This is a genomic window from Okeania sp. SIO3B5, from assembly GCF_010692555.1.
Taxonomy (GTDB): Bacteria; Cyanobacteriota; Cyanobacteriia; order Cyanobacteriales; family Microcoleaceae; genus Okeania.
The window spans coordinates 1-10,689 of record NZ_JAAHHG010000344.1; the positions used below are offsets into that span (position 1 = coordinate 1).

Annotated in this window: 10 protein-coding genes; 6 read left to right on the forward strand and 4 right to left on the reverse strand. The window is 38.1% G+C overall.

What is annotated here, in order from left to right:
• Positions 1–164: 164 nt before the first annotated feature.
• Positions 165–566, reverse strand: coding sequence for a hypothetical protein (locus tag F6K54_RS43295; protein ID WP_366558283.1), 402 nt, complete (start codon positions 564–566; stop codon positions 165–167).
• On the reverse strand, positions 514–804 hold the full coding sequence (locus F6K54_RS43300) for a hypothetical protein (protein WP_366558284.1): 291 nt from the start codon (positions 802–804) through the stop codon (positions 514–516). The genes F6K54_RS43295 and F6K54_RS43300 overlap by 53 nt, the downstream gene beginning before the upstream one ends.
• A gap of 719 nt (positions 805–1,523) precedes the next feature.
• Here F6K54_RS43300 and F6K54_RS31160 point away from each other — a divergent pair.
• The 6 genes from F6K54_RS31160 (at position 1,524) to F6K54_RS31185 (ending at position 4,155) form a co-directional block, all read left to right on the forward strand.
• Positions 1,524–2,048 carry a transposase gene (locus F6K54_RS31160; protein ID WP_293086561.1) on the forward strand — a complete coding sequence of 175 codons (525 nt, stop codon included), beginning with the start codon at positions 1,524–1,526 and terminating at the stop codon, positions 2,046–2,048.
• Positions 2,049–2,082: 34 nt separating this feature from the next.
• A complete protein-coding gene (locus F6K54_RS31165; protein WP_293086581.1) occupies positions 2,083–2,283 on the forward strand; it encodes a hypothetical protein in 201 nt (66 codons plus the stop codon).
• A complete protein-coding gene (locus tag F6K54_RS31170; RefSeq protein ID WP_293086564.1) occupies positions 2,276–2,368 on the forward strand; it encodes a hypothetical protein in 93 nt (30 codons plus the stop codon). The genes F6K54_RS31165 and F6K54_RS31170 overlap by 8 nt, the downstream gene beginning before the upstream one ends.
• Before the next feature lie 39 nt (positions 2,369–2,407).
• Positions 2,408–2,623 (forward strand): transposase, encoded by a 216-nt coding sequence (locus F6K54_RS31175; protein WP_293086567.1) that lies wholly within the window; start codon positions 2,408–2,410, stop codon positions 2,621–2,623.
• Between the two features lie 638 nt (positions 2,624–3,261).
• The gene (locus F6K54_RS31180; protein ID WP_293086569.1) at positions 3,262–3,735 is read left to right on the forward strand and encodes a hypothetical protein; all 474 of its coding nucleotides are present in this window, start codon (positions 3,262–3,264) and stop codon (positions 3,733–3,735) included.
• Positions 3,736–4,020: 285 nt separating this feature from the next.
• Positions 4,021–4,155, forward strand: coding sequence for a hypothetical protein (locus F6K54_RS31185; RefSeq protein WP_293086572.1), 135 nt, complete (start codon positions 4,021–4,023; stop codon positions 4,153–4,155).
• 446 nt (positions 4,156–4,601) lie between these two features.
• Here F6K54_RS31185 and F6K54_RS31190 read toward each other — a convergent pair whose 3' ends face one another.
• Entirely contained in the window at positions 4,602–5,972 is a 1,371-nt protein-coding gene (locus F6K54_RS31190; protein ID WP_293086575.1) for a spondin domain-containing protein, read from the reverse strand.
• 2,007 nt (positions 5,973–7,979) lie between these two features.
• Positions 7,980–8,882, reverse strand: a complete 903-nt coding sequence (gene murI / locus F6K54_RS31195) for a glutamate racemase (protein ID WP_293086578.1) — start codon at positions 8,880–8,882, stop codon at positions 7,980–7,982.
• Positions 8,883–10,689: the final 1,807 nt, after the last annotated feature.

A 10,689-nucleotide genomic window follows, 5' to 3' on the forward strand; every position in this document is an offset into this window, starting at 1 on the left:
CCTTGTAATGACGTTCTATGGAACGTCCCTACTATGGTCTGCCTAAATGAAAACCGCTGTAAGACACAAAGTGGCGTGTCGAAGACTTATCCATAAGCAATTTTCCCTTCTGCCTTGTGCCTTGTGCCTTCTTCCTTCTTCCCTCTTCCTTCTTCCTTCTTCATTCAATCAATTCCTTCTAACGCAATTTGAGTTAAGCGTTTGAGAATGCGAAGTACATCATAAAGTTCATTACCAGGATTAATAGTAATAAACGTTTTTGAAAGAGCATATTGTGGTGGTTCTCCATTAACTAATTTAACAAATATAAAACTGCCACCCGTAGAAATCATCCCATAATTAGGACGATTTGGATGAGGATTTGCTAACATATAAGCAAGAATTTGACCGCGCCCAGCTTCAGTAGAAAATTCAGCTTTTTTAGACTCAATTACCATTGCCCAGAATTGGTCTTTTAACACTAAAGTATCAATCTTACCTTTAATAATAATACCCTTATCTTCGACTGCTAAATTAATTGCAGGTTCGGAACGAATATATAATGGATAAAGAAAAAAATCGACCAATAAATAAAATTGGGTCAACTACTGCCATCCTCACAACATTTTCTAGCACTGGCGGATAATCTGTTAGGTTAATAAATCCAGCTTTTACTTGTTCTAGGAGTTGTTTTTCTAGGTCAGTAAGTTCTGGTAAATTATCTTGCCATTCCCGGAAAAATTCCTCGTCTTGGTTTTTTTGAAGTCCGAAGTTATCAATGAGATAGCGGATGTTTACGTCTTTTGCTGGAAGAGTTTGAGTCATAATTTTTGAGGAAATTTTATTGTCAATAATGTATCCGCTCAATAAATAGGGGCGGACTACCAGTTCAGGAACGATTTTACGCCATTTGAGCCTTGCTATTTACCGATTTACCCCAGATTATTGAGCGGTTACTCAATAATTGTCTGCTATTAGTATATATAGCGTTTCTCAAATTAGTGAAATACAGTTATCTTTTTGTCTTTTTATTCCCTGTTCCCTGTTCCCTCAAACCTAAAATTTTGTACCTCACGCTTTTTGGGAATTGCTATAATTCTGATATTGTAATTGCAAAAATTGCTCCAGGTAATAATAATTGAGTAAAGTGACATACTCCCACACTGATTACAAGAATCAGGTGTGGGCTTCTCGGCGACTTCTCTATGAGAACATTGAACCGAGCTAGCACGGGATGCCCCACCGCTCCAATTAATTAGAATAGGCTTAATTGTACCCCTTCATATTAAGAATAAGTGAAAGAAGATTAAATAAGCTACGTTTATATGCAGTTAAAAAACAAAAAACAATGACTCAGGTGATAAGTAACTTTATAGATTCTTTGCCTGATGATGTAGAAGATAAACATTTAGAACTAGATAAAATTGTAGAAAATTAACGCATTCATCCCACACTGACAGTATCGTTTTCAGTGTGGGGTAATTAACAGCTTGACATAATCTATGATTATCTAGTATAATCTATGATTATCTATATTTGATTTTATGCTACTAGGATTCAAAACAGAGTTACACCCAAATAACCAACAAGAAACCTTGCTAGCTAAACACGCAGGTGTGGCTCGCCATGCCTGGAATTGGGGATTATGGCTAACTAGAAACATTCTCAATCACAATTCCAATAATCCTGATAGTAAACTTAAATTCCCCACTGCAATTGACCTTCATAAACTATTAGTAGCAATGGTTAAACCTAATAACTATTGGTATTATGAAGTATCTAAAACAGCGCCGAGCTATGCTTTGAGATATTTATCATCAGCTTGGAAACGAAGATTCAGCAAAGTGTCTGGTCAACCTAAATTCAAGAAAAAAGGTAGGGATGATAGTTTTACTTTAGATGGCTCAATATCGGTAGGCTTTAATCACATAAAATTACCGAGAATTGGATGGGTTAAAACCTTTGAAATATTACCAGACAATGTTACTCCCAAGTCAGTAACTATCAGTAGAAAAGCTGATAGATGGTTTGTCAGTTTCGCTCTGAGACTCAGCTGCCATAAATACTGAGAAATCTGTAGATGTAGTTGGTGTAGATTTAGGTATAAAATCTCTAGCTACGTTATCTACTGGTGAAGTATTTGAAGGTGCTAAGTCTTACCGAAAGTTAGAATCTAAATTATCACGACTGCAATACCTCAACAGACATAAAACTAAATTTTCTAATAATTGGAAAAAATCTCAACTTAAGATAGCTCAGTTACAAGGGCAGGATAGCCAATATCAGGAAAGATACATTGCATAAACTGACTACCTATCTAGCTAAAAACCACAGCCGGATAGTAATAGAAGACCTAAATGTATCAGGTATGATGTCAAATCACAAGTAGGGGCGATTCGCGAATCGCCCCTACAAGGCTGTTGGCGATATGGGGTTTTATGAGTTTAGAAGACAGTTAGAATATAAGTGTGACTTGTATGGTTCTGAACTAATCGTTATTGATAGATGGTTTCCCAGTTCTAAAACCTGCAGTAGGTGTGGAACTCTTAAAGAGTCTCTGCCTTTGTCAGAAAGAGAGTTTAAGTGCGAACACTGCAATTTTAGCTGTGATTGCTCCGCAACTAAGCGCGCGAACGGGATTTGAATGCAGCCTTAAATTTAGCTATGGCGGTCAGTTCGACCGTGACAGCCTGTGGACTGGACAGGCGCCGACGTTGCCAGAATGAAGCAGGAATAGAACAGATAATCATAGATTTCTATAGATTATCGTAGGTTTCTAAGAACGGCTTCTGCTAAATGTAGCTAAAATAATTGCTTTCTCGCCCTCCCCCACAATGGCGGTAATTGGTGAGGCAGCTAGTACACCTTTCACAGGCAAGATGCCTGTGCTACAAAGGTTTTATTTTTAATATTTGTACCTCAAATACCACAGAATCTGCTGCATTTAGGTAGGGCTTACCGATAAAATCTAAAAGCACTTACAGATAAAGGTTTTAGCCTTTTGGAAGCGAAAAAAAGTGCAAAATTTTCAGCTTGAGTGGCCAAAAAGTTATGATTTTGGGCAGACAAGCATAGAAAGATTAAGGGACAACTATTCCTCCTACCTCCTCTATAATTTTCTTCACTCCTGACTCCTACCCTAACCACTCATAATTTTTCAGCAAACTCTCTTGTTGACAAAAGCAACAATTTTGTTTATAATTATGGCCAGGTAACTTCTTTTTTTTATTTTTTCCCATTCTAGTATATTTAACTATTGTCCAACAGTTAAGGAAAAAAATCATGGGTACTAGAGAAGCATCTTTTTTATTAGGTATGTCTCGTCAACGTTTATTAGTTTTACTCGCTCAAGGAAGAGTTAAAGGAGCTGAGAAAAAAGGTAGATTCTGGGAAATACCAGTTTCTGAGAGCGGTATGCCCGTAATAATTCCGGCTCGGCGGGGTCCGAAAGGTATGTGGCGCAAGAAAGAATCTACTAAACCAAAAATGATTCATGTCAATCAAAACAAAATTAAAAGTAATAAAGGTAAGCCTCCAACAGAATTGGAAGCTGTAGTGTCACTCAAGCACGGCGGTCATAACTATTATGGTTATGAGTTATATATTTCAGGTCCTTGCCAAATAGTCTATCGACCTTACAAACCAGCCAGTTGTGGCGCTCATCTGTGGATTAATACTTTTGATTCTGTGCAATTCATAGATACTAAATCAAATCCAGCTACTGCAAGGCAATCCAGCAAACAAATTTTCATCTAGTCTGGTTGCAAAGGCAGAATATCGTCACTAAAAAATATTTATTCGCTCAGAGCAGCTAAACTGACAATAACTTCAGCAGGCTTTGTGCTGTTTGTTTGTGGGAAATCGTCATAGCATTAAGATAGGAAATTTTTATTTTCCTAATTTTTGAATTCTCCTGATATTGACAGCAATGCATGAGAATGGCGAGATAACCCACATTCCGCACGACAAAATGTAGCATGAAAGTCAAAAGTCAAAAGTCAAAAGTCAAAAGTCAAAAGTAAGAAATAATATCATGTTCGGATGATCACTTACAATAAAGTCATTGCGACTGAAACGGAGTGGAAGGAAGCAATAGATACGGGTTTGAGATATCTCTTCCATCTATATCCTAATCATAACTATTCAACCGAACATGATATAAGAAGTAAATTATAGTGATCAAATAGTATAAATACTTAAGTTTGCTACGGATTTTATACTAATTTCCATGTTACAAATTGAAGTGCGGAATGTGGGTAGGAAACGCTGCTATCAACCTGAAAAACTATGCGTATCAGTAGCTTGAGTCAAGAGCGAATTTAAGCCTGTGGAGAAGATAATTTACAGACTGCAGTCAGTGGTCTTCAGTGTTTGCGCAGCATTGCGTCAGCAAAGCAGGAAGCTAGCTCCAAAGATCATGCGATAGCTTACGCTTAACCGGAGGTTATCATGGATGGGTAAGTTTGGGTAAGTTTAGTAGAACGGATTATCTGACAAATTAGTAGGGACGTTCCATAGAACATCCCTACATTGCTTTGATATTTATTGCTGCAAAATTTTCTGAACTTCCTCAACACTTAAACCTAGAGTTTCAGAAACTTCCTCTTATTTTTAGATAGCTTCTAAGCTCGCAAAACAAAATCGCCTTCAGTTAAAGTTACACCAGTACCTACATTAGCAAACTCAGCACCATTACCAAAACCTGCCGTAGCACCATTTGGATTATAGAACACACTACCAGTTGCTGTACTTTGAACAATTAAAGCTGTAGAATCCTCAGCTTCAGCATCTGAGGCAACTACAGCAAATTCGTTGCTATTACTAAATCCTGCTCCAGGAGTACTTGATATAGCAGCGAAAGTAGTCAAGTCAAGGAGTATCAAGTCTTGCCCTTGATTGAAATCAGTAATTGTATCTACACCCATATCTACCGTCGGAAATGGACTATTAGTGTTGAAGATAAAGCGGTCAATACTTGCACCACCCATTAGGGTATCGTCGCCAGCACCACCATTGAGGCGATCGCGACCTTGACCACCATTTAAAATATCATCACCATCACCGCCAAGCAGAATATCGTTCCCAATGCGACCTGCCAAAATATCATCATCATCACCACCTCTGAGCAGATCGTTACCTCCACCACCAACTAACCAGTCTCTTCCACCAAGACCATTTAAAGTATCATCACCTCCAAGACCGGAGAGAAAATCCTCTGTATTGGAACCGTTGAGTAGATTGTCATCTGAAGTACCGACCATATTTTGTAAAACACTAATACGGGCGATTTCATTATCTGCCCCATCATTTTCTGTAGTGAAATCAGCGTCAGAGCGTTCTTGTAAAATATTCCCTGGTGTGCCGCTACCTTCTCGCACACTGCCAATAAAACCAGGGTGTAGTTGAACTGTTCCATTTTCATCTACTCCTGTATCTGGAGCTGCCTGCTCTAATGCTGCTGTATTTGCAGGAACTTCATCATTATCTTCCGTTCCTGCATCCCAAACTCGATCTCCAGTAACAACAAAATCAGCTCCTAAGAAATCACCATTGTCATCAAAAATTTCAAAAGCAACGGGATTGCCATTACCAATGAAGGCATCATTACTAGGCAAGATCATGGCAGCATAACTAAAGTAGCTACTGCTGTCCGCATTTTCATCCACAGTAAATTGGGCAACACCAATGTCTCCTTGGAAAAAATCCCTAAAATCGCTGTTCTCAACAACTGGCCCTTGAACTATTCCTTGAACAGTACCAGCTCCACTATTGTCAAATTCAGTAGATAAAGTAGTTGCAAATTGATCTGTTGGTTCAATAATAGCATCTTCAGCTAACCTTTCCAGACCGGGAGTCGCAGCTGCACCTGGATTAAAAATATCGAAGTTACCACTACCATTCTGAAATCCTACCCACATCTGGGAGAAGAATATACTACTATCTGCATCTGTTCCAGAAGCTACATTCTCCACTAAAACTGTAATATCAGCCATAAATTTTTTTCCTTAGTAATGACCAGATTGATGCACAAAATTTTAGCATAACAAATACAATTTGTGAATAGATAGGATATATTTATGCCTAGTTTTGATACATATAAACTAATTTAACTTGATTCAAATCAATTAATTAAGGCTAAATTGAAATGGGACAAAATAAAAATAATTTCTAAAAAAATAAAATGTAAATATTAAGCAGTCAGCCATCAGTCATCAGCTATCAGCTATTTGTTATTAAATCATTATCATACTAGAGAGGAATTATCTACCAAGGAGAATTAAAATTCATTCATGAAATTGGCTATAACCTAACCTCAGTTATTGCTTGCATAAGTTCATATATCTGATATCAAATCCGGTAGCATCGGTGTAATAAGATAGTGAATTCAGAATCCAGAATCCAGCAATTCTGCAATCCAGAATTTAGAATCCAGAATTTAGAAGGGAAGAGAACTCAGAACTATTTCCACTCTGGGTGAAGATGGAATATTTTTTTATACCGAATTAAACGGATTTGATATGATTGTTGAATGCTTATACCAAGCGTGATAAATGTTTGTTACAAATGGTAGGGACGTTGCATCCAACGTCTCTACGAAAGAAGGAAGAGGGTAAGCATTCAGCTCTTAGCAGTCAGCACTTCAGCAAATAATAAATAATTCCTTCTCAGATTGAAGAAGCGTACCTTGGCAGTAACTTTTAATTCTCTCTCAATTTTTCAATTACTTTGACTTTTCCTACTCTCATAAATAGCTGAAGTCCGCAGTTCTGACCTAGGAGGCTAGCTGATAGCTGATGGCTGAATGCTTACGGAAGAGGGAAGAAGGAAGAAGGGGTAAATATTGACAAAAAGGGAAAAAGGATAGAGATAACTATCTCAAATGAACTGGAGCAGCTATTTTTCAGCATATCTGATCAATATCTACCTTTTTGTAGCATTCTTTTTTCAAATTGGTATTACAATAAAATTAATCTAATTTATACATCAAAAAAATATTTGACGCTGCTGAATACAATATAAGTCTCATAATAGCGCCAAATAAAAAGTATATTTTCAAGAGGTACAAAGTTGTACTAATTTTAGGGATATACAGATTAGAGATTAGTATTCAACTGTACCTCATGCTTCTTCAAAAGTGTTGTAAGTAGGGCTTGCTGATTAAATCTTAAAGCATTTGCAGATAAATGTTTTAGCTTTTTTAGGTCTGAAATACCTTGGTTTTCAGCTCTTGATGCTCAAAAAGTTAGCATTTCTGGCATAGAGTTGGGCAAAAAAAATTATTCCCCTACTCCCCTACTCCCCTACTTCCCTACTCCCCCGCTCCCCTACTCCCCTACTCCTTAAAAAAGACTTTTTCAGCAAACCCTAAGTAATTGACATCCTCCCGACGCTGACCTACACCTGCAGCGCGGGATTCCCATCCATCATTCAAACAGACACTCGCTGAACAAATGACTCATATCATGTCCGGTAGCATCGGAGCGTGTATAAAATTAAGGTGACAATGAAAGAATACCTTCTGCCTCCTGCCTCCTGCCTCCTGCCTTCCTTCCACCAAAGTCTAATTATTCAACCGGACATGATATCAGGGCGGGTTGACACCTCACGGGAAAATACTGGCTTGCCAGTAACCACGCTTCTGAGGTGTCCGTTTAACGTCTCCCAGTGCCCCTCGGCGACTTGATTAAAAAGCAATAGTAGTCTCAACCTTGGTTTTTGGTTAAGTAACACTTGCATTTTAACAAATTATCTGTAAAACCGCTCTTATTGATTGGTTTTTCCATCTTTCCGCTCCCCTACAGGAGAGCGCGGTTATTCAACCAACGTTGAGATAAATATACATCTCCAATAATCAAAAATTAAATCAATTATTGCACTCTTATTCGTCAATTATTTCCCTATATTCCCTACTCCCTCACTCTTATTCATCAATTATTTCCTCAATAGTATAGAAATACTTTTCCCGCAGATGAGCTGTTCTCTGTTACCTGCTACATAAGTCAAGCTACAGATTCAGATTGAACTGTTACTCTTTCCACTTCCAAACAAACTTGCTCTACTTTCGGAGTAAAACCCAGGAATAGCTGTACCTTTTTTGCAAATTCTTCTGGGTTACCACTGACATAGAAGCTAGTACAGTGCGGAGGGCGATCGCTTGATATTCCCAAACGTTGAAGTTCCCGAGCTACAGTGCTAACAACAGTCATAGCAGGGTCTACTACCTGTACTGAATTGCCTAAAATTTGTCTAAAGAAATGAAGTAGATGGGGGTAGTGAGTACAACCTAAGATCAGGGTATCTATCTGTTGTGCAATTAGGGGTTTAAGATATTGTCGTACTACCTCAAAAGTATACACATCATTAATGCGACCTTGTTCAATTAATGGTACTAAAGCAGGCGCTCCTACTTGAAATACTGAAACTGAAGGATCTAATTTAAGAATAGTATTTAGATAAGCATTACTGTTGACTGTCTGTCGAGTGGCGATGACGCCTATTTTTTTGCTACCTCTGTTAACAACTGTATTTGCACCAGGTTCAATCATACCAATAATGGGAAAATTGTATTCAACTGCTACTCGATCTATTGCTGCAGCAGTAGCAGTATTGCAGGCAACGATCGCCATTTTCACGCCTTGATTTTGCATCCATGTTAGCACTTGACGTACAAATCGTACTATATCTGCCTGAGATTTTGTACCATAGGGGAGTCGTGCTGTATCAGCAAAATATATAAAGGTCTCTCCGGAGAGTTGACGATATGATTCTTTTAAGACACCAATTCCACCTACACCACTATCAAAGATGCCAATTGGATATCTTTGTAGTTGTCTAGATTGAGTTTGCCCTGGGTAAGAGGTAATATATTTACCCTTATTAAATTGATAAAAAATATTTGTCATCGTTACAATAGAATTGACAAAAAATAGTAGGTTTGGAGCCAAACCTTTCTAGATAGGAATAAATTAGGGTTAGCATCTTCAATTTGCTGCTGACCCTTTACCTTTAAGCACTATAGTGTCGATCGAAACCGGATTTCACTCTGAATCTTAAATCTAATTGTTGAGATTATTCATTTTTGACAAAATCAAAAAAAAAATAGTCAAAAGTCAAAGTTAGGTATTGCTTATGGAAAACACAAAGGCAAAAATTTTATTTAGGGCTTGCTGATTAAATATCAAAGTCTTTACAGGTAAAGGTAAGTGCCTTTTCAGATACTAAGGGAGTACCAGTTTTTAGGTGGTAATGGTTCAATTAGAAGCGCATTTTGGGCATTTCGAGGGGCAGAACAATCTTGGGACGATTCTTCTGACTACCTCTTCTACAATCCTCATTCCTCCTGTTTGTGGAGCATGACCTAGGAAATTCACCGATTCTGTTTGCTTCGCGGTGACAAACGGAAATTCTGGCTCCTGTCCTTACCACTCATACTTTTTCAGCAAACCCTATTTATACCATGTCCGGTTGAATACTTACACTTTGGAGGAGGTAAGGCAGGAGGCAGGAGGCAGGAGGCAGAAGGAAAGAAAAGGTGAGAAGAGAAAAGGTTTTTTTATCACGCTATTATCCGGACATGATATTAAGCACCTACACAGAATTATTTAGGGCTTGCGCTCATAAAATTGTAATCAATACCTGTAAAGGCTTCCAGAGTTAAATCTTGCTGAGGGGGGGCAAGGTTTTTGGTTCAATTTGTCTCAAAATGCTAATATTTTTCCCCTGACTATCAGAAAATTTGGCCGTAGTAGATGGTCTAAACTGTTCCCTGTTCCCTTCCTTCACTAACAGACTTTTGAGCGCAAACCCTATTTAGGGCTTGTTGATTAAATATCAAAGTCTTGACAGGTAAAGATTTTACCCTTTTCAGGTACTAAGGGAGTACCAGCTTTTAGGTGGTAATGGTTCAAAAATCTAGGATTTTCGGCATTTCGAGGGGTAGAAAATCACTTTTATAGTCATTTAACTTTAGATTGAGACAAGGCTTTCTTGCTATGAGGGAGTTTCAGGCAAAAAAACGTCTCATTTTTAAGTGAAACTACTATACGATTCTTCTGACTACTTCTTCTATAGTTCCCATTCCTCCTGACTTCACCGATTCTGGATTCTGGATTCTGGATTCTGGATTCTGGATTCTGGATTCTGGATTCTGGATTCTGGATTCTGGCTCCTACCCCTACCACTTATACTTTTTCAGCAAACCCTAAATAGGGTTTGCTGATTAAATCTCAAATAATTGCCAGATAAAGGTTTGAGCCTTTTTAGGCATTGAAAAAGTACATGGTTTTCAGCTCTTCATGGTCATGCATGGAGTGCATTTTTAGCGCATAGTTGGGCAAAAAAATTCTCCCCTACTCCCCTACTCCCCTACTCCCCTTTTCCCCTCCTGGGAGGGGGAGGGGCGAGGGGTGGGTCCCCTACTCCTTAAAAAGACTCTTTCAGCAAACCCTATTTACACAAGCTATGTTTATACAGTAAGGATTTCAGCTTCTAAAATGTGTAATTTATTTTGTTTACCTGCTCAATAAATAAGTGTTTGATGTAGCTTTGCAAACAAAAAATCTGACTATATTTCGTGAATTAAGTAGGGCTTGCTGATTAAATCTAAAAGTATTTATACATAAAGGTTTTAGCCTTTTTAAGTATCAAAAAGTGCAAGGTTTTAAGTGGTAATGCTTCAATTTAGGAGCGGATTTTGGTCAAGATTTGGGC

Excerpts from the sequence above, each read along its gene's own strand:
- F6K54_RS43300 (WP_366558284.1), bottom strand. The coding sequence starts at position 804 with ATGACTCAAACTCTTCCAGCAAAAGACGTAAACATCCGCTATCTCATT.
- F6K54_RS31160 (WP_293086561.1), top strand. The coding sequence starts at position 1,524 with ATGCTACTAGGATTCAAAACAGAGTTACACCCAAATAACCAACAAGAA.
- F6K54_RS31175 (WP_293086567.1), top strand. The coding sequence starts at position 2,408 with ATGGGGTTTTATGAGTTTAGAAGACAGTTAGAATATAAGTGTGACTTG.
- F6K54_RS31180 (WP_293086569.1), top strand. The coding sequence starts at position 3,262 with ATGGGTACTAGAGAAGCATCTTTTTTATTAGGTATGTCTCGTCAACGT.
- F6K54_RS31185 (WP_293086572.1), top strand. The coding sequence starts at position 4,021 with ATGATCACTTACAATAAAGTCATTGCGACTGAAACGGAGTGGAAGGAA.
- F6K54_RS31190 (WP_293086575.1), bottom strand. The coding sequence starts at position 5,972 with ATGGCTGATATTACAGTTTTAGTGGAGAATGTAGCTTCTGGAACAGAT.
- murI (WP_293086578.1), bottom strand. The coding sequence starts at position 8,882 with ATGACAAATATTTTTTATCAATTTAATAAGGGTAAATATATTACCTCT.